At 64.5% G+C, this 17,570-nt stretch carries 14 protein-coding genes and 1 pseudogene; 5 read left to right on the forward strand and 10 right to left on the reverse strand.

Features of this window, described 5'->3' with window-relative positions:
• The 3 genes and pseudogenes from QZL63_RS08280 to QZL63_RS08290 form a co-directional block, all read right to left on the reverse strand.
• Positions 1-456, reverse strand: a pseudogene (locus QZL63_RS08280) (hypothetical protein); the annotation flags it as partial.
• A gap of 8 nt (positions 457-464) precedes the next feature.
• A complete protein-coding gene (locus QZL63_RS08285; protein WP_022308854.1) occupies positions 465-1,814 on the reverse strand; it encodes a DUF4876 domain-containing protein in 1,350 nt (449 codons plus the stop codon).
• 25 nt (positions 1,815-1,839) lie between these two features.
• Positions 1,840-4,842 carry a TonB-dependent receptor gene (locus QZL63_RS08290; RefSeq protein WP_290586525.1) on the reverse strand — a complete coding sequence of 1,001 codons (3,003 nt, stop codon included), beginning with the start codon at positions 4,840-4,842 and terminating at the stop codon, positions 1,840-1,842.
• Between the two features lie 179 nt (positions 4,843-5,021).
• On the opposite strand from QZL63_RS08290, the gene QZL63_RS08295 reads away from it, so the two are divergent.
• Genes QZL63_RS08295 through QZL63_RS08315 form a run of 5 tightly spaced genes read left to right on the forward strand, consistent with a single transcriptional unit; the run spans position 5,022 to position 8,797 of the window.
• Positions 5,022-5,624, forward strand: coding sequence for a hypothetical protein (locus QZL63_RS08295; protein WP_022308856.1), 603 nt, complete (start codon positions 5,022-5,024; stop codon positions 5,622-5,624).
• A complete protein-coding gene (locus tag QZL63_RS08300; RefSeq protein ID WP_022308857.1) occupies positions 5,608-6,174 on the forward strand; it encodes a PepSY-associated TM helix domain-containing protein in 567 nt (188 codons plus the stop codon). The genes QZL63_RS08295 and QZL63_RS08300 overlap by 17 nt, the downstream gene beginning before the upstream one ends.
• Positions 6,175-6,179: 5 nt before the next feature.
• Entirely contained in the window at positions 6,180-7,064 is an 885-nt protein-coding gene (locus QZL63_RS08305) for an ABC transporter ATP-binding protein (protein WP_022308858.1), read from the forward strand.
• A 7-nt stretch (positions 7,065-7,071) separates the two neighbouring features.
• A complete protein-coding gene (locus QZL63_RS08310) occupies positions 7,072-7,743 on the forward strand; it encodes a hypothetical protein (protein WP_022308859.1) in 672 nt (223 codons plus the stop codon).
• 22 nt (positions 7,744-7,765) lie between these two features.
• Positions 7,766-8,797, forward strand: a complete 1,032-nt coding sequence (locus tag QZL63_RS08315) for a DUF4857 domain-containing protein (RefSeq protein WP_022308860.1) — start codon at positions 7,766-7,768, stop codon at positions 8,795-8,797.
• An 81-nt stretch (positions 8,798-8,878) separates the two neighbouring features.
• Here QZL63_RS08315 and QZL63_RS08320 read toward each other — a convergent pair whose 3' ends face one another.
• From QZL63_RS08320 to QZL63_RS08350, 7 genes are all read right to left on the reverse strand, one after another.
• Complete coding sequence (locus tag QZL63_RS08320) at positions 8,879-9,817, reverse strand: hypothetical protein (protein WP_022308861.1); 939 nt, start codon at positions 9,815-9,817, stop codon at positions 8,879-8,881.
• A 20-nt stretch (positions 9,818-9,837) separates the two neighbouring features.
• Entirely contained in the window at positions 9,838-11,331 is a 1,494-nt protein-coding gene (locus tag QZL63_RS08325; protein WP_290586531.1) for a hypothetical protein, read from the reverse strand.
• 49 nt (positions 11,332-11,380) lie between these two features.
• Positions 11,381-12,814 carry a hypothetical protein gene (locus QZL63_RS08330; RefSeq protein WP_022308863.1) on the reverse strand — a complete coding sequence of 478 codons (1,434 nt, stop codon included), beginning with the start codon at positions 12,812-12,814 and terminating at the stop codon, positions 11,381-11,383.
• Positions 12,815-12,907: 93 nt separating this feature from the next.
• Positions 12,908-14,185 carry a hypothetical protein gene (locus tag QZL63_RS08335; RefSeq protein ID WP_022308864.1) on the reverse strand — a complete coding sequence of 426 codons (1,278 nt, stop codon included), beginning with the start codon at positions 14,183-14,185 and terminating at the stop codon, positions 12,908-12,910.
• A gap of 56 nt (positions 14,186-14,241) precedes the next feature.
• Positions 14,242-15,216 carry a FimB/Mfa2 family fimbrial subunit gene (locus QZL63_RS08340; protein WP_290586535.1) on the reverse strand — a complete coding sequence of 325 codons (975 nt, stop codon included), beginning with the start codon at positions 15,214-15,216 and terminating at the stop codon, positions 14,242-14,244.
• A 64-nt stretch (positions 15,217-15,280) separates the two neighbouring features.
• Positions 15,281-15,814: a DUF3575 domain-containing protein gene (locus tag QZL63_RS08345; protein ID WP_022308866.1), complete on the reverse strand. Its 534-nt coding sequence runs from the start codon at positions 15,812-15,814 to the stop codon at positions 15,281-15,283.
• Positions 15,815-16,361: 547 nt separating this feature from the next.
• Positions 16,362-17,570: outer membrane beta-barrel family protein (locus tag QZL63_RS08350; RefSeq protein ID WP_290586539.1), on the reverse strand; the 1,209-nt coding region annotated here is incomplete at its 5' end.

The raw sequence follows: 17,570 nt of genomic DNA on the forward strand, positions 1-17,570 counted from the left end.
GTAGCTCTCGAGCTGCTTGTCGCCCGCATGGTCGGAGGTGTACTCCACCAGGTCGAAGGGTGTCTGCGTCGGGTCGATGAAGTAGGATCCGGACATCCGCTTGCCCGAGAAGCGGTCGTAGCCCACCGCACCGGCAACAACCGTACGTGTGCCCAGCCGGTAATACGAAGAGGCTTCGGCCCCGATGCTGAAACAGTCGTCCGAATCGTAGTAGTTCTTCAGTCCGCCGTTCTTGCCGGTTGCCGAGAGCGACACCTCCGAGAGTCGCCCGTAGCCGAAGGTCACCAGCCCGGCGGCATTCCCGCTCCGCAGCCATCCGTCGGCAAGTTCGGCATCGCCGATACGGGTCCAGTCGGGCACGGGCGGGGCCTGAGCCATCGAGGCGGGGCAGAAAGCCCCGCCTGCGACAGCCCATGCCAGCAGCATGGTTCGGAGGATCGGTCTGATTCCCGTCACGGCACCCGCTACTGTTTCAGACTCGCCTTCGCACGCTGGTGGAAGTCGTTGCTGCTGTTGTTCGTATCGCTGTAGACGATGTGCGCGCCGTTGCGGATCGAAGCCTCGGCGTCGATGCCGCTCGGGTCGGTGGACTGGGCCCCCTTGTAGTCGGTCGTGCCGAGCGAATAGCCGTAGACGATCTTGCCCTCGTTGCCGGCAAGCGCCTCGGTTGCCTCCTTGTCCACGTTGCGGTAGATCGAGTAGCCCTGGGAACGGGTCAGCACGGCATATCCGGTCTCCAGCACCACCGGGAAGCGAGGTTTCGACTCGGTCACATACTCCGAACTGAAGATATCGACCGCATCGAGGATCCACTCGTTGGGAATCTTGGCGCAGGCATAGACCTCGTTGTTCTCCTTGCCGGGGAAGTAGTAGCGGTTGTCGGTGTTCTGTCCCCAGGCGTGCGGGTCTTCGTCACCGGTCGAGAAGATGAACATGCCCGGGCCGAAGACGCTCACCGGCCAGGCGTTGCCCTTGCCGTAGAAGGTCGCCTTGAAGTAGTTCTCCGAAGGGATCGATTCCGACGGTGCCGGGTAGTAGCTCGTATTGGGGAAGACCTCGGGATCGTAGGTACAGTAGTCGGCGTGGCTCAGATCGACCGAATTGGCGTAGGTCGTCGTGTGGTCGATGGCCCCGCACAGCACGATCGTGGCCGACGCCCAGGGGTCGAGCACCAGCTCCTTCGGAAGGTACCAGAAGGCGCAGATCGACGGGGTGTAGCCGGCATCGGCGTAGTAGAGCTTGCCATCGACGTAGTTGTTGATGGCCGCATTGGCGTTGTAGGGGCCCGTCATGCCGACGCAGAAGTTGCGGATCTCGGCCCGCTGGTCCGAGTTGTTGCAGATGACCATGTACTTGTCGAACTGGTAGGCCCCCGAGCCGTCGTCCTTCTGGCAGCCTCCGCTGTAGATCTCCTTGATGAGGATCTGGCCCGCCCTGCTGGCCACCAGGTTCAGATCGACGGTCATCCCCTCGCTCCACGACGCGGCCGAGACGACAACGTTCGACTGCAGGGCGTTGAGCGTGTAGGTGTAGCCTTCGACGCTGCGGCGGTCGGTGGCGGCCGCCTCGTAGATGCCCTCGGGCAGGAGGAAGGAGGCCACACCCTGAGCATCGGTCGCCGCCTGTACAACGGTTCCCGAGCTGCTGTTGGTCATCCGTACCTCGACCCCTTCGGCCGCCGTCAGGGAGCCGTCGTCGGGATAGATCAGCCGCACGGCGATCTCATAGGTGCGCACCCGGGTGCCGCCATCGTCTTTGGTGCAGGCCGTGAAGAGCGTCACGGCGCATGCGAACAGGGTAAACAATTTTTTCATCATTCTGTTTTTTTATTTGGTTTGGTCATAATTTCAGACGGAGCGCCAGCCCGTAGTAGAACTGCGGGATGCGGCTGCTTTCGAACAGCGACGAGTCGAGGCCGGTCTGCGACGAGCGCACACGGCCCATGTTGCAGAAGAAGTTGCGGGCGTAGAAGGTGATCGACGCAAAGCGTCCGATCTCCTTCGTGAGGTTGAAGTTCATCGCGAAGCTCGACGTGATGCGGTTCTCGTCGAAGTAGTAGCTCGTGTTGCTCTTCACGACGAGTTTGGCCAGCTCCCGGTAGAGCGCCGGGTCGTTGTCGCGGGCCCAGGCGAAGCGCTCGGCGAAGGGAATCTTCACGTCGGGCTCCTCCCAGGTGGTGTAATAGGCCGGATAGACGGCCACGTAGCGGCCCCGGTTGTAGAGCCGTTCGGAGGTGCCGAAGTAGTCGCCCGACGACTCGAGCACGAAGCCGCGCGGCGAACCGTCGCCGTACTCGCTCAACGCCTGCGCATAGTCGAGCAGCGTGCTCTCGAGACGCACGGAGAAGATCATGCGGATGCGCGGGATGTGGGTGATGACCGTCAGGTTGAGGTTGAGCTGTTTTTCGAGGCTGCCGTTGCTGACGGAGGTCGAGCCGACGTAGTACCCGACATACCTGTAGGGGCTGCCGTCGGCCATCGAGGAGGAGGACGAGAGGGTCGAGGCCACCTCCGTGAGGTTCAGCCCCTTGTAGCGGTAGTAGTTCCCGTCGATGCGCAGCTGCGTCCGCAGGGGCCGGATCTGTGCGAAGTCGGCCGCGAAATCAAGCCCGATCCGCTCGACGGGCGACCCGTTGGTATACTGGGTCTGCGCGACGAAGGTGTTGCGCTCCTTGTAGCCCATCACCTGATCGGCCTGCGCGCCCGTGCGGTCCGAGACGGTCACCACGCCGGTCTGGCGGTCGATCGTGTAGATGCGGTCGGCGGAGGGGATCGTGCAGCCGGCCTCCAGATCGGCCTGCGTCGTCAGGCGGTAGGTGAACGGGGTATAGATCGTGCGGCTCATGTAGGGGTTGAAGGTCCGGTTGCGGTAGAACGACACCGAGAGGCGCGTGCCGAGGATCGTGGCCTCGACGCCGATCTCGCTCTGGAGCGTATACTGCCACTTCAGATCGGGGTTCCGGACCGGGGTCGTGGGCTGCGTGTAGTAGGCGTAGAAGGAGGTTCCGTCGGCCGTCGTGCCGGGAGCGAAGGCCAGGCGGTCGCTGTACGACGGTGCGGGATAGAGTACCATGAACGAGGGCTGCTTGACCGACTTGCCCCAGCCGCCGTAGAGGCTCAGGTCGCTCACCGCTGCCTGCCGGTTCTCCCACAGAACGTATTTGGCATTCAGACGCGGCGAGAGGGTCGCCACGGTGCCGTAGGCCGACTGCCGGATCCGCGTGATGTCGCCGCGCAGGCCGCCCGTCAGGCGGAGCGACGAGCGGCTGCCGACAGGCAGGGAGACCTGCTCCTCGGCGAAGAGCGCAAGGTTGTTCATGAACGGCAGCAGGTCGTAACGGTATTCGCGCCACGTCGGGGCATAGCGCAGGTCGTCGTAGTGGAGCCCGCGCCCGAGGTTTCCGCTCGCCGAGAACTCCGCCCCGGCCATCGCCTCGCTCCGCACGCGGCCCCAGTGGCGCGTCCAGTCGGCCTTGGCCTTGAACGAATAGCTCAACGGTTTGGAGTCGGTGCGCGAGAGCGTGTACCAGTAGCCCGTGGGGCTCAGGATGATCCCGGCCGAGGGGTTGTCGTCGTAGTTCTGCGCGATGTAGTAACCCGCCTCGGTGGTGTGGATGCAGGGTTGCGTCGAGGCGCTGCTCCGGTTCTCGTTCACCTCGGAGAGCCGGTCGCCGTACGATACGGAGCCCTGCAGGGAGAGGTTGGTGATCCACCGCTTGTCGAGCAGCCAGGCAAGCTGCACGGAACCCCGCACGGCCCGGTCGCGCGTCCGCGTATAGGTCTGCTTGAACTCGTCGGGGTCGGCCTCGGAGTTGTATCCGCCGAGGTTGCCCGCCGTCGAGAGGGTCAGCTGCAGGGGGCGGTCCTGCGCATCGTGAAGGGTTCGCGAGTAGGTAACGTTCAGATTGTTGCGGTCGTAGGCCGTATAGGGCGAAGCGATGTCGGTGATCGAACGGGCCCGCTCCACATTGAGGTTGAGGATGCCCCCGCCGACCACGAAGCCCTTGCTCAGGGCGATCTGCTTGGTCTTCGGCTCGGCCGTCATCTCGACGATGAACGGGGTTTTGCCCTTGCGCGTGCGGATCTTCACGACCCCGTTCGACAGGTCGCCGTACTCGACCGACGGGATGCCGGTGACCACCTCGACCGACTCGATGTTCGAGACACCGAGGTTGCGCAGGTCGGCGCCCTTGGTTTCGGAGAGCGTCGCATTGTTCGCAAGCCGCATGCCGTCCACCTCGACGGCCGTGCCGAACGAGGCGTTGCCCAGTTCGCTGCCGCTGCCCGCATGCAGGGCGATGCGCGAACTGCCCGAGGCCAGGTTTTGGTCGCCGACCGTCTTGCCGCCGGGCAGCAGCGTGGCAATGTGGTTGATGTTGAGCATCTGGGCATGTTCGATCGTGCGGCGGTCGATGACATACGATGAGCCCGACTCCTCGCTGCGCCGCTGCGCCGTGACGACCACCTCACCGATCGAGAGGTTCGACTCGCGGAGCGCCACATCGACCGTAGCATGTCCTTCGCCCAGGCGCACCTGCAGGGTTTGCGAGAGGTAGCCCAGGCAGGAGACGTGCAGATCGACCGTCGTCTCCCCCACTTTCGCCAGGCTGTAGCGACCCTCGGAATCGGTGATCGCCCACTGCCGCGAGTCGCCCACGACCAGCGCCGCACCGCAGACGGCCTCGCCCGTGCGGGCGTCGGTCACGCGGCCCTCGATGCAGCCTCCCGCCGCGGGCTGCGCCTGCGCGCTCCTCAAGGCAAGAAGCGCGCAGGCCGCAGCGGCCGCAAGGCGGCAGGCAATCCGTATTCCGATCTGCAGGGCCATCTGTTCCGTCGTTTGCATGGTTTTCAGCGACACAAAAGTAGAGCACACCGGACTGCCGCACAATCCCGAATAATGGGGTAATCCGCACCTCGAAATACCCATTTCTGGGTATGTTGCGCAACCCGTAAATTTTGCTATCTTTGCACACGATCTCCTCAGACAGACAATACATTATATTAAATAAAAAAAGACACACGATGAAACAGATTCTCACTTCTGCACTCCGTCTCGCCGTCGTATGCGGCGCACTCGCACTGGCCGCCTGCGGCGGCAACACCTCGGGTCGTGCCAAAACCCAGGATCAGACCTCGGCCCAGACCCGCCCGACGGCCGTACTGGAGATCGACGAGCTGCTTGCGGCGGCCGACTCGCTCGCCGGACAGACCGTCACCATCGAGGGGGTATGCACCCACACCTGCAAGCACGGCGCCCGCAAGATCTTCCTCATGGGCAGCGACGACACGCAGACGATCCGCGTCGAGAGCGGCGAACTGGGCAGCTTCGACCCGCAGTGCGTGAACCGCGTGGTGCGCGTCACGGGCCGCGTGGACGAGGAGCGCATCGACGAGGCCTACCTCGCACGCTGGGAGGCGCAGGTGAAGGCGCAGACGGCCGAAAAGCACGGCACGACCGAGGCGGGATGCGCCACCGAGAAGGCCGCACGCCAGGAGACGGGCAACACCGTCGAGGAGCGCATCGCCGACTTCCGAACCCGGATCGCAGCCCGCAAGGCAGTCGAAGGAAAGGAGTACCTCTCGTTCTACTACGTGACGGCCACCTCGTATGAAATTCAACAGTAACACGCTGCGGCGCTGGTGCCGCCTCGTACACCGCGACCTGTCGTACCTCTTCGCCGGCATGGTGCTCATCTACGCCCTCTCGGGCATCGTGATGAACCACCGCGACACGTTCAATCCCAACTATTCGGTATCGCAGCAGCGGCTGAGGCTCGCCGCACCGCTCCCGGACAAGGACACCTTCACGCGGGCCGACGCCGAGGCACTGCTCGAACGGGCCGGCATCGCCGAGGGGTATGTGAAGCACTACTTCCCCGACAGCCGCACGCTGAAGATCTTCCTCCAGGGAGGCTCGTCGCTGGTGGCCGACACCCAAAGCGGCGAAGCGCTCGTCGAGCGGCTCACGCGGCGGCCCGTATGGAGCGCCCTGACCAAACTGCACTACAATCCGGGATCGTGGTGGACCACGTTCTCCGACATCTTTGCCGGCGGGCTGATCCTCATCACGCTCACGGGGCTCCTGCTGGTAAAGGGGCCCAGGGGGCTGTGGGGCCGCGGCGGTGCGGAGCTGGCGGTCGGAATCCTCATCCCGCTGCTCTTCCTCCTCCTCTGAAAGACATGGAACCTGTTATCGAATGCCGCAACCTGACACACCGTTACGGGCGGCGCAAAATCTACGAAAACCTCTCGTTCGACGTACCCGAGGGGCGCATCCTCGGCCTGCTGGGCAAGAACGGCACGGGCAAGACGACGACGATCAACATCCTGAGCGGCTACCTCGAGCCGCAGGCCGGCGAGTGCCGCATCTTCGGCGAGAACATCCGCACGATGTCGCCGCTGACGCGCCGCCGCATCGGGCTGCTGCTCGAAGGGCACGTGCAGTACCAGTTCCTGTCGATCGAACAGATCGAGCGCTTCTACGCCGCCTTCTACCCGGCGTGGAACCGCGACGCCTACTACGGTCTGATGGAGAAGCTGCAGGTGGCGCCCGGACAGCGCATCGCCCGCATGTCGTGCGGACAGCGGTCACAGGTCGCCCTGGGACTGATCCTGGCGCAGAACGCCGACCTACTGGTGCTCGACGACTTCTCGATGGGGCTCGACCCGGGATACCGTCGTCTGTTCGTCGATTACCTGCGCGACTTCGCCAAGGCCGAGGGGAAGACCGTGTTCCTCACCTCGCACATCATCCAGGACATGGAACGCCTGATCGACGACTGCATCATCATGGACTACGGCCGCATCCTGGTGCAGCAGCCCGTCGCGGAGCTGCTCGCCACCTTCCGCCGCTACACCTTCCCCGCGGCCGACGACGCCGCGCTGCCGCAGGGCGACGGAATCTACCACCCCGCCGTGTGGAAGGGCCGCGGCGAACTCTACTCGTTCGCCTCGCCCGACGAGATCCGCAACCGCCTCACCCAGGCCGGCATCGCCTGCGGGGAGCTGCGGTGGGAGACGCTGAACCTCGAGGACGCCTTCATCGGGCTGACCGGAAAATACTGATCGAACCATGTGGAAAGCCATCGTATACAAGGAATGGATCAAAACGCGCCGCTACCTCTTCGCGGCGCTGCTCCTGACGGCCGGATTCGCAGGCTACGGCCTGCTTAGGCTCTACCGCGCCGTGGAGCTGATGGGAGCCGGGCACATCTGGGAGGTGATGGTGACGCGCAACGCCGTCTTCATCGACCCGATCAAGTTCGTCCCGCTGCTGGCCGGGCTGCTGCTGGCCGTCGTGCAGTTCGTGCCCGAGATGCAGCGCAAGTGCCTCAAGCTGACGCTGCACCTTCCCGTGCCGGCTCTCGCCACGCTGGGCGCAATGCTGGTCTTCGGCCTCGCGGCGCTGTCGGTCCTCTTCGGCATCGGCGTGGCGATTGTCGGCCTCGGCCCGCTGCCCGTCATCGCCCGCGAACTGGCCGGGAACATCCTCTGCACGGCGTTGCCGTGGTTTCTGGCCGGCATGGCCGCCTACCTGCTCGGCGCGTGGGTGATCCTCGAACCGACGTGGCGGCTCCGCGCCGTGAACATCCTCATGTCGCTGCTTGTGCTGCGCCTCTTCTTCCTGGGGGAGGTGCCGCACGCCTACGACGGATTTCTGCCCCTGCTGGCGCTGTTCACCGCATGCACGGCCTCGCTGAGCTGGATCTCGGTCGTGCGGTTCATGGCCGGAAGGCAGGACTAAACCCGAAAAACACCCGAAAAAGATGACCCGTTTTGCCAAAACATTCTTCTGGTTCCTGGTCCTCGTGCTGATCGCATGGCAGCTGCCGTGGGCGGTCAATTACCTCACGGTGAAGCCGGCGAACACCCCCTTCACCCTCTACAGCGAGGTGCTCGGCGACTTCGCCCTGATCCGCCACCGCGACAAGGAGATCGAATACCTCGACCGCGCAGGCAACCGCTACTCGCGGCGCGAGTTCGACTCGCTGCTGCCGCTCTTCTACGCCCGCCAGCTGGTGGCCGACGGCCGCTTCCCCGACTCGATCGCCGGACGCGCGGTCACGCTGCGCGAGGTGCAGAACGCCTCGTTCTTCTTCCGCTCGTCGCCCAAGGAGGTGAACCGCCCCGAATCGGGCATCCGCTTCCTGCTCGAGTCGAGCTCGGGGCGGGTCGATCTCGAGATGCCCTCCGACGCCTTCCGCCTGTCGGACGGCGGGATCGAGTTCATCGACATGGCCTCGAACCGCATCGACACGGCCAAGAGCCGGCGATTCACGCAGACGATGCTCCGCAAGGGGGTGCACTTCCCCGTAGGCGAGGTATCGGGCAACCCCACCGCCCGCAAGGAGTACGACGAGGGCTACGTGCTGCTCGACGCCGACCGGCGGCTGTTCCACCTCAAGATGGTGCAGGGACGCCCCTACGTGCGGGCGGTCGAACTGCCCGAAGGGGTGCGGCCCCGGCACCTGTTCATCACCGAGTTCCGCGGCCGGCAGACGCTCGCGCTGCTGACCGACGATGCACACCGCCTCTACGCCGTCACCATGCCGGGCTATGCGGTCCGGCCGGTAGGCCGCGTGCGGTTCGACCCCGAGCGAGAGTCGATGACGATCATCGCGACGCTGATGCACTGGACGGTCGGCGTGGAGAACGGCCGCACCGAACGGCTCTACGCCATCGCGGCCGACGACCTCTCGGAGCTCGACACGATAAGCCGTTCGGTGGAGGCGAGCCGCATGCCGGGGCTCTCGTTCACCTCTGCGGACGACCGCTATGTGAAGCCGCGCCTGCGGTGATCGGGGGAAACCGACTGAAACACAAGAGGCCGTATCCGGCGGTATTCCGACCGGCTGCGGCCCCTTTTCACGGGCGGCGCCTCATTCGAGGCGGCTCCCGGCAGCAGCAAATCCAACACGGCCGAAAGCGGCCCGGCCAGCAGCGGCGGAGACGGAAAGGTCTCCGCCGCTGCCGTTTTCATCCGCATTCCCCGAACACGCTTCGTCGAGTACCAGCCAGGTAATCTGGTTGGGATAGATCGGGATACGCCCCGAGGTTGAGCGGAGCGAATAAACACGCTGCAGCCCCCACGAATAGGTCAGCGTCAGCCGCCCCTTGCCGGTAAGGTCCTCGACAGGGAGCAGGTTGATGCTGATCCGGTAGTCGGAGGTCCTGGACGGACGGTCGCTCTTCGAGAGTTGTATCTCGCTACCCGTGGCAATGACCCTGCCGCCCGTGCCGTCGTTGAAATAGATCTTCGACAGGCCGGCTGCCTCAAGTTTCACGGTCTTGATCTCCCCGTACGTGTTGTCCAGCCGGATCTGCAACGCCCCGTTCTGCCGGGTCAGAACCACGGAGTAGGAGCTCGACCCGGCCGAAGCCTTGAACGAGAGGATGCTCCGGAAGATCTCGTTCGAGGTCTGCACTCCCGAGAGATAGGTTGCCGTGGCATCCGAATAGGCCGGGCGCGTCGAGGTGCAGTCGGGCAGCGCCGGCTGCTGCCGTTTGGGCACCGCCAGGAAGACGAACCGGTAGGCGGTCCCGGCAGTCAGTCCGCCGAGCGACAGGCTTCCGCCCGTCAGCGTCTGCTCGCCGGAATAGACGTAGCGGCCGCCGCCCGGAGTCTCCTCGCGGAACAGGTAGACTTTGGCCGAATAGACGGTCGGGTCGAGCGCCTCGGGCGCCCTGGTCGGCGCCTGGAGCGCCACATCGAACTCGACCTGCACGGCCGGTGCGGCCGGATCGTCCGGCACGCCGCACGAAACGGATCCGGCAGCAAGCCCGATCCAGCACATCGCCAATAAAACTCGCGGTTTCATGTCTCTCATGTTTTTGTCGGTTACTGCAGCGACCCGCCGGGATGCTCGCCCCACTCGGGGTCCACGTTCACTCCGTGCGACGGATTGCCGATCGCACCTCCGTAGTATTCGTTCCAGAAGGGGTCGATGCGGATCGTGATCTGTGCCCCGCCCTCCGACCTGAGGTCGATCGGGAGATCGTCCGCCGCATCGAGGCGCGTTCCGTCGGCGGAGAAGGCCCGCCGTCCGATGCTGTAGAAGTGGTTGGCCAGAAGCGGGAAACGGAGCGGATCGCAAGCACTGTCGTCGGTCGCCAGCCTAATCGGCCGCCACTCGAGGGCGATGCGTCGCCCGCCCGACCCCTCCTCGCCGAGGAAGACCAGGTAGAGGCTCCGGTCGTAGTGCTCCCCGGAATCGGAGCCGGCCTCCTCCGGCTCCGCCTGGGGCAGGACGAATCCGCCCTGCAGCAAGGCGTCGGGATGAGCCGTATTCCCGGGCGTGAGGTTCGTGTAGATACCATCACGGACCTCGGCGTGATCGGGAATGGCGACCTCGAGCAGGCTGTATGCGGGCAGCGGCGGATTCGGACAGTCCGGGGCGGCAGTCTGTGCGGAGACGGCGGTCAGGGTCCCCGCGACGGCGCTCCGGTCCCAGAGGCGCACGCGGTCCGAGAGTCTGCCCCCGCGGACGACGGCAAGGCCCGTCACCGGCACATCGGCGGTATGGTGCGTCCCCAAGGCATCGTGCACACAGGCACGGATCGTGGCCGGAATGTGCTCGACGTAAAGCAGGATGCCGGCCACGGCGCGCTCGAGCCCGATTGCACAACGGAAAGCCGTGCGGGAGCCGTCCACGCGGACGGGGTCGGAGGTGCTGCCGCAGAAGAGCTCGGTCGCTGCAAGCGGAGAGGTCCGGACACAGGCCAGGGTTGCATCCTCGAGGCGGGTGGTTCCGGCCGTCCATCCCGCCCACTCCCAGTCGGCGACGGCGACATTGGGATCGGCCAGCGAGCGGACTCCCGACACATGCTGGTCATCGCGGGCGATGGCCAGGAAGCGGTACTCCCCGGGATCGAGGCGGACCCTCCCGACCCATGCATGCGCCTCGTCGGCGTTCTCTTCGCCGCCCCACCAGACCACATAGGGACTGATCCCGAACTTGAGGGTGAACTCCTCGGCCGAAAGGCAGTCGAGCGGCCGTCCCTGCGCGTCGAGGGGTTTGACGTAGACGTAGTCGCCCGAGGCGTTGCGGCGGAAAAAGTATACCCGCACGTCGTTCACCTGTTGCCAGTCGTTGCTGCTCAGCACCGTCCGGGGCGGTTCGCGCCGCGGAAGCAGCGAGCCGTCGGGGACGAACGTCCGTGCGGCGGCATCGCTCCGCACCGAAGCGGAAAGCTCGGCATCGGTCCCCAGCAGGAACTCCACCTCGACGGACGGCATGCCGTCCGGAGCGGATTCGGCGCCATCGGGGATGCCGGACGTGCAGCCACCCAGCATCAGGGCAAGGAGAATCGGTATGGAAACGAAACGTTTCATCTCATCGGCGGATAGCAGGTTGCGGACCGGAGTACATCCAGCCCCGGAATCAATTGAAAATAATGGAGTTCTGGATCTGCCACTGGTGGTTTGCATTCAGCACCAACACACCGGCGGCACTCAGATCGACGGGTACATCCTCGCCATAGCTCTGCGACTGGCTCTTCTCGCCCATCGTATAGAGGCGGTTGCGGACGATGCTGAAGCAGGTCTCCGTATCGAGGTTCTCGACGTGCGTGACGAGCGTACGCCCCTCGGGGCCGTCGGGAAGCGAGACGAGCGTACGGTCCTGGTCCGTACCCTCGAAATCGCGCAGGGCCACGTCCCAGTACGTGACAACCGCGCCTGCGGCATCGAGCAGCTGCATCTGGAAAGTCGGGGTGCCCGACACCACATCGTCATGCGTCATGGCCACCGAGATCCAGAACTTCTCGCCGAAGACCGTACCCTGCGGCAGCGAGATCGTCCCCTGCGGGTAGGTCTCCGCGTCCATCTGCCAGTTGTCGTCGCCATCGTCCAGATAGCCGTCGCCGTTCGCATCGAACGGCAGCAGCGGCTGCTCCGCATTCCCGGGGAACCACTTGCAAAGGTCGATCCGGTAGACCACGAAGGCGTCGTCGCGCGACGATCCGGCCAGACGGGCGTCGTAGTCCGTCCGCGGATTCATGCCGTTGATCACATTGTCCTTGCTGAAGTCGAACAGGTCGTCCAGACCGCGGAACCCGCCGAAAATCAGGCTGCGGTTGCGCCGCGTGGCCACCAGCCGCAGCGCGGCCACATCGCGGCCCGAAACCCGCACGGGAATGCGCGTGAAGTAGCCGAAGGTGCCGGCCACCTGGCGGCGGGCGACCAGCACGCCCTGCCCGACGGTCGTGCCGTTGCCGCGGCCCGAGAGGATGGCCCCGTCCCGGACCTCGAACAGTTCGGCTCCGGCGAAGATCTCCTCGGCAGAGCCGCCCGCCGGCACGGATGCCACCTCGGTGCGGTTGTAGACATCGCCAACCTCGAAGTCCCGGAAGGGCTCGTAGCCGCCGAAGGTCCCCGACTGGTATCCGATGACATAGGCCATGTAGGTATGTCCCTCTTCGAGGCACTCGTCGCCACTCAGCGTGACGGTGGCATAGCGGCCCTGGCCGCTCTCGAGGCTCCAGGGAATGCTGGCCATGTTGTCCGGGCTGCTCCAGCTGCCGATCGTACGTTTGAAGACGACCCGTGCCGGAGAGGCATACTCGACAATGATGATGCTCAGGAGGTCGAAGGTCTGCGTCGGTGCCACGCTCGATATGGGCCGGCGCGTGGCGACGGGCACATCGACCCCCTCGCCCCCGGTGAAGAGCTCGCCCATGCTCTCCACGGCGACGATGAAGTGCTGTTCGGCTGCGGCCGAGCCCGACGTTCCCCCGCCGGTGTACGGTTTCTCGCCGCACGAGAGGCAGAGGAGCGCTGCAGCCACGCCCGCACCGATCTGTCCGAAGCGTTTCATGGTCCGTTGGTATTGCGTTTCCGAATGGCGGAGGGCCCCCGCCGGCATGTTCCGGCGCCACCCCGACGGCGGCGCCGGACGCCGGAGCGGAGACTAATCGATCTCCATGTCGTGGATCACCTCCCAGTTGTCATTGACGATGAGTTTCAGCTCGTGCTTGTTGTCCAGCGAGACGGGCTCGTCGTCACCCGTACCCGGATCGGGATCCGTGCCGTGGCCGGGGTCGTTCGTCGCACGCGAACCCAGCCCGTAGAGGTGGTTGCGGACGATATTGTACGAGTTCCCGTCCTCGGTCACCGATTCGCCGGAGCCGAAGCCGGAGCCGTTCCAGGTATAGAGTGTGTAGGCCTCGGTGTCGGGCAGATTGACGTTCCACTCGCGTTTCACCACACCGCCGGCGGTGGTCAGCTGCAGCTTGAGGCTCTGCGTCGCATCCACCCGGGCGAAGGGAATCACGAACTCGCCGGCGAATACGGAACCCTTCTCGAAGGTGGCCACGCCGTTGTAGCGGGCGGGCTTCCGCCAGTTTGCGTAATCAACGCCCGTATCGATGAGGTTGTCGCCATCGGCATCCTCGATCGAGACGAACCACTCGGCGAGGTCGATCGTTGCGAGCACCTTGTCGAAGGCCGGATCGGCCGAGGTCCCGTTCACCACAGCTTCCGCAACACCGCTGCCCGTCCCGTTGTCCGTCAGGTCGAGCGTAGAGAAGTGCCCGAGCACGAGGCGGTTGTTCTCGGCCGACGAAACCAGCCGCAGCCGGGTGCCCTGCTCCATGTAGGGGATCTCCCGGGCATAGACGTAGACGCCGGCCACCTGACGGTTGAGCACGATCTCCTTCTTGAAACCCTGGTCCCTGGTGACGGAGAACGATCCGGTCGATCCGGCAAAGAGCTCCTCGGCGCCCGCATCGGCCGCGAGCGACAGCACGGCGTTCTCCTGGAAGGTGCCGGCCGGAACGAGCGTGCCCGGAATGTCCCCGTAGGCACTGTCGTTGTGGTAGCCCACGGCAAAGATCCTGTAATCGCCGTCATCGAGCCGGTCGTCGAGCAGGAACTCCGCATACCGGCCGTCGTCGGTGCGGTAGTCGGCCGACTCGTTCTGCCAGTCGCTGAAGGTCTTCGTGGCCACCACCGTATTGTCGGAGGCCTTCACCACGTACACGACCACATTCTCGATCGTGTGGTTGGCCTCCGAGCTGAGCAGCGGACGCCCGGCGCGCGTGGCGATCCCGTTGCCGTTGGCCACGGCCAGCGCAATCACCTGGTCTCGGTCCACGTTCGAACCGGTGGTCTGTCCGTCGCTCTGCGAACAGGCCTGGAGTGCCAGTGATCCCATCAAAGCCACTCCGAAAAGGTAGATCTGTTTCATCGTAACGTTTTTTATATCGGTTAGAAAAAAGGTGTTTCCGTCATGCTGCCGCGCAGTCAATCGATCCCCATGCTGTGCAGCAGCTCCCAGTTGTCGTTCACCCGGAGGTAGATGTCGAAATCGCCGCCGGACTGCTCGCGGTAGACATACCTCAGGATCGTGATCTCGTTGCGTCCCATGGTGATGTTCACGTCCCGGGGCGAGAGCGAGGGCTGAAGCGTCGCACGCCCGGCCGGGGCCTGCGACTTGTCGATGAACTCGATGCTGAGCGTCGATCCCTCGAACGACGGGGAGGGACACACGAGCGTCTGGGTCTGGATCTCGTTGCGCACGGTCCAGTCGAGTTCGGTCTGCACGTCGGTCAGTTCGGAGTAGGCAAAGCCGTTGTCCACGAGGCCGAACACCCCGGCGATGGTCTTCGTCGAGAAGTCGATGTTGTCGGGGATTCCCTCCGCGCGGATGAGCAGGTTGCCCTTCGTACGCTCCATACCGAGCGTGTGGATCTCGGAGCCATAGCGGTAGTCGAAAGTCGCGCAGGCCAGGTAGATGTCGTTCGCGGCGGTTCCCGACGACTCCATGCCCGCCTCGGTCGATCCGGCGCCCAGCGAGCCCTCGTCGTCCATGTTGCCCCACACGGTGAGGGTATAGCGCCCGTAGGGAAGCGATGCGGGGAGGACGATCGACTGCGTGGCATCGTCGTTCCGGATGCGGATGTTGCGCTGCTCGGCAACGGTGCGTCCCGCCTCGTCGTGGACGACATAGTAGAGCGAATGGACATACCGGCGGAACGGGAGGTCGTCGGCCACACGCTCCATCATCCCCAGTTTCACGGCATCGTCGATGTTGAAGTAGTTCCGGTCCTTGACCGTCAGCGTGATCTGCAGCGGCGGGCACTCGGGCAGGGTCTCGCGGATGCAGCCGCCCGAAAAGGCGAGGAGCAGGGCGCAGAGGAGCAGCCCGGCAGCCCGGCTGCGGCGGCCGGCAAACGGGCGGCGTACGGCTCCGGAGCGGAAGGGGCCCGCAGCCGGCATGTGAGGCCGTGTGTCACGTCGCGGGCGCAAGGATCGTCGTATGGTCTCCATGGTTGCAGCCGTTTCAGAACAGACACGAGACGGTGAGCGCGATGCGGGTCGGCCCGACGTAGTTGTCGGAGCGCCGCGCCACGCATTTTCTACAGGGAAGACCGAGCCGCTCATCGTACCACAGCCGGGCATAGCCCACGCCCAGAAGGGATTCGAGCCGCCAATGGCGGGAGAGTCTCCAGCAGTATCCGTAGGTGAATCCGCCGCCGGCCAGGCTGCCGTCGTAGATGCGTTCGCGGCCGCGGGCGCTGTATTGCGCGCCGTGGAGGTGAACCCCGAAGAAGTGCCCCTCGAAACTCCGGCGCAGCCAGTAGCGCAGTTCGGGCTGCACGAGCCAGAAGGAGGCATCGGCCTCGTCACGCAGCCGCCACGGCCTGTAGGAGCCGAAAAGGTCCAGGGTCATCCGACGCCCCGTACCGATCTCCACTCCGATGTTGGGGGCCGATGCCGCCCAGTAGAGTGCGTTGGTCTTCAACGCAAGCTCCTGGGCGGGCACAGTCCGGACCGCCCCGCAAAAGATCGCCGTCACAATCATCACTCGCCACATTCCATCGCCACTTTTCGATTCGACAGACCGTTCACGGGACGATTCCATCCCGGAAGAAGTCTCCCCCCCCGCACCGGGGAGGATACTCCGCGAAGTCTCTAACAATTATGATGCCTGAAAACGGATCCGGAGTGCGTACGGCATGACATACCGCACTCGCGGACAGGGGATATGCGTCAGTAAAAAAATTTTTTCCCGTCACTGTGGAAAATACGGGAAGAGAATACCCGCAAAGGTTCTATGCCGAACCGCGGGCCCGGCGCCGGAGGATTGCGGCCAGACGAAACAGGAAGAAGAGAAGGGCCAGAAGCATGAGTATCCGTATTGAGTTGCGGGATCCGTTCCCGGCTGCAAAATTAGGAAGCCCGGGACGCTTTTCTGTTGCGTCCCGGGCTTCGAAATCTAACACATGTGACAGGATCGGATCTGGTCTACAGCGAGTTGCCCGCCGCCCTGCAAGCCCGTTTCCAACACCCGTCTGACCGGCCGAACCGCGACGCGGCAACGTCCTCCGAAGTCTTGAAAGACTCATGACACTCCGGTCCGTTTAGTGTCCGAAACGCGAGGTATCGACCTCCTTGTGTTTTTTGGCCTTGTAGCCGCCGAAGCGGTAGGAGAAGTGTACGGTTGCGGTGCGCGTGTAGCGCTGCGCCCCCATGTCGAGCCACTGCCCGCGGTAGCGTACCTTCGTCGAGGGCGCACCGCTGTCGAAGAGGTCGTTGCAGCGCACCGAAAGTGTGGCGCGACCCCGGTCGAAGGTCCACTTCACGGCGGCATCGGCCGAACCGAGGGGATTGATGTCGAAGGTGCCCTGAATGGCCCCCGACTGGAAGAAGCCGTTCACCTCGAGGTCGATGGCGGGCTTGCGGCTCAGGTGGAAGGTGTTCACGAGCCGGGCAATGCCGACCCATTTCGCGCGGTCGAACGACATGTCGTGGAACGGGTCGCACTTCTGCCGCATGCGCATCCCCGTAAGCGTCAGCCGCGAATTGAGCCATTTGCCTGCGCGGAACGGGATGACGGCATTGGCGCCCCACTGCCGGTTGAAGTTCCAGTTGAGCGACTGGTAGATCATCGCCAGCCGGTCGGAGGCCTGCCAGGCGGCCTGTGTGAAGTAGTCGGGGCGCTCGTTCCAGAAGAGGACGAAGATGTACTTCTGGCGGTAGATGTAGACGGCCTGCGCCTCGTAGCTGCGCGAGGGGCGGAGTCCCGGCGTTCCGTGGATCTCCGAATAGCCGTCGATGTAGGAGATGGCGCCCTGCATCTCCCAGTAGGCGGGATACTCCTTGTCCGACGAGAAGTTGAGCTGGAGGATGTGTCGCTCGGAGGGCATCCAGTTGAGCGACGCCTGCGGATAGAGCGACCAGTTTTCGTAGTCGCCCATGCGGTAGTACTCCCCGGCGAGCGAGGCCGTGAGACCCACCTTCCCGAACTGGCGGCCGAAACCGGCATAGAGGTTGGCGGTGTACTCGTCGAGCCGCGAATCGGTGTCTTCCGTTGCGGGCGAGCCTTCAAGGTGCGTGTAGTGCTGCCAGTCGTGCGAGCGGGCGAAGGAAAAGGCGCCGCCGGCCGTCAGCTCCCAGCCCGAGGCGAAGGCATGGCGCTCGTCGGCCGTCAGGTTCAGGCGGTCGATGCGCTGTCCCGAGCCGACGTCGAAGGCCGTGGCCGACCCGTCGGCATAGCTGTTTTCGAGCCGCGACTGCTCTGGATTGTCGTAATGGGTGTAGTCGAGGCCCAGGTCGAGGCCGAATGCCGC

Origin of the sequence: Alistipes sp. CAG:268 (assembly GCA_000434235.1) — a bacterium.
Classification (GTDB): domain Bacteria; phylum Bacteroidota; class Bacteroidia; order Bacteroidales; family Rikenellaceae; genus Alistipes; species Alistipes avistercoris.

Coding starts and splice junctions, on each gene's coding strand:
- QZL63_RS08285 (WP_022308854.1), bottom strand. CDS start 1,814: ATGAAAAAATTGTTTACCCTGTTCGCATGCGCCGTGACGCTCTTCACG.
- QZL63_RS08290 (WP_290586525.1), bottom strand. CDS start 4,842: ATGCAAACGACGGAACAGATGGCCCTGCAGATCGGAATACGGATTGCC.
- QZL63_RS08295 (WP_022308856.1), top strand. CDS start 5,022: ATGAAACAGATTCTCACTTCTGCACTCCGTCTCGCCGTCGTATGCGGC.
- QZL63_RS08300 (WP_022308857.1), top strand. CDS start 5,608: ATGAAATTCAACAGTAACACGCTGCGGCGCTGGTGCCGCCTCGTACAC.
- QZL63_RS08305 (WP_022308858.1), top strand. CDS start 6,180: ATGGAACCTGTTATCGAATGCCGCAACCTGACACACCGTTACGGGCGG.
- QZL63_RS08310 (WP_022308859.1), top strand. CDS start 7,072: ATGTGGAAAGCCATCGTATACAAGGAATGGATCAAAACGCGCCGCTAC.
- QZL63_RS08315 (WP_022308860.1), top strand. CDS start 7,766: ATGACCCGTTTTGCCAAAACATTCTTCTGGTTCCTGGTCCTCGTGCTG.
- QZL63_RS08320 (WP_022308861.1), bottom strand. CDS start 9,817: ATGAAACCGCGAGTTTTATTGGCGATGTGCTGGATCGGGCTTGCTGCC.
- QZL63_RS08325 (WP_290586531.1), bottom strand. CDS start 11,331: ATGAAACGTTTCGTTTCCATACCGATTCTCCTTGCCCTGATGCTGGGT.
- QZL63_RS08330 (WP_022308863.1), bottom strand. CDS start 12,814: ATGAAACGCTTCGGACAGATCGGTGCGGGCGTGGCTGCAGCGCTCCTC.
- QZL63_RS08335 (WP_022308864.1), bottom strand. CDS start 14,185: ATGAAACAGATCTACCTTTTCGGAGTGGCTTTGATGGGATCACTGGCA.
- QZL63_RS08340 (WP_290586535.1), bottom strand. CDS start 15,216: ATGCCGGCTGCGGGCCCCTTCCGCTCCGGAGCCGTACGCCGCCCGTTT.
- QZL63_RS08345 (WP_022308866.1), bottom strand. CDS start 15,814: ATGTGGCGAGTGATGATTGTGACGGCGATCTTTTGCGGGGCGGTCCGG.